Here is a 685-nt window from a genome sequence, read left to right as displayed (position 1 = left end):
CGCTCGGTCGCGGCCTCGATCACCAGGTCGCACTGGCCGAGGTCCGCCAGCCGCAGCGTGGTGCGGATCCGCGCCATCGCGGATTTCTTCGCATCGGCGTCGATCCTGCCGCGCCCGACCTGGCGTTCCAGGTTGCGGTCGATCAGCGACAGGGCCTTGTCCATCGCATCCTGGCTGATGTCGGTCATCACCACGTCGTAGCCGGCAAGCGCAAAGACATGCGCGATCCCGTTGCCCATCTGGCCCGCACCGATCACACCAACCGTCTGAATCGTCATGGCCGTCCCGTCCCTTTTGCGTTGGCGGGACGATAGGGCGGGTGCTGCGCTGCTGCAACGCAAAACCGCCCCCGGTTGGGGGCGGCTGCAGGCAAGACAGGAACTGGCCTGTCGCTTACACCTTTTCGGTCATTTCCGGCACCAGCTGGAACAGATCGCCCACCAGACCATAGTCGGCGATCTGGAAGATGGGGGCTTCCTCGTCCTTGTTGATGGCGACGATGACCTTGCTGTCCTTCATGCCGGCGAGGTGCTGGATCGCGCCCGAGATGCCCACGGCCACGTAAAGCTCGGGGGCGACCACCTTGCCGGTCTGGCCCACCTGCCAGTCGTTGGGGGCGTATCCGCTGTCCACCGCGGCGCGGGACGCGCCCACGGCGGCGCCCAGCTTGTCGGCCAGGGCCTCG

At 66.7% G+C, this 685-nt stretch carries 2 protein-coding genes; both read right to left on the bottom strand.

Features of this window, described 5'->3' with window-relative positions; genetic code table 11:
- On the bottom strand, window positions 1-278 hold a 278-nt coding region (locus IEX25_RS19900), incomplete at its 3' end, for a 3-hydroxyacyl-CoA dehydrogenase NAD-binding domain-containing protein (RefSeq protein ID WP_229665528.1).
- A 115-nt stretch (window positions 279-393) separates the two neighbouring features.
- Window positions 394-685 (bottom strand): electron transfer flavoprotein subunit alpha/FixB family protein (locus IEX25_RS19895; protein WP_195826145.1); only part of this gene is annotated, 292 nt, incomplete at its 5' end.

Origin of the sequence: Paracoccus acridae (assembly GCF_014642735.1) — a bacterium.
Lineage (GTDB): Bacteria > Pseudomonadota > Alphaproteobacteria > Rhodobacterales > Rhodobacteraceae > Paracoccus > Paracoccus acridae.
The sequence above is the reverse complement of the archived record's forward strand: the minus strand, read 5'-3'. Positions and strand labels throughout refer to the sequence as shown.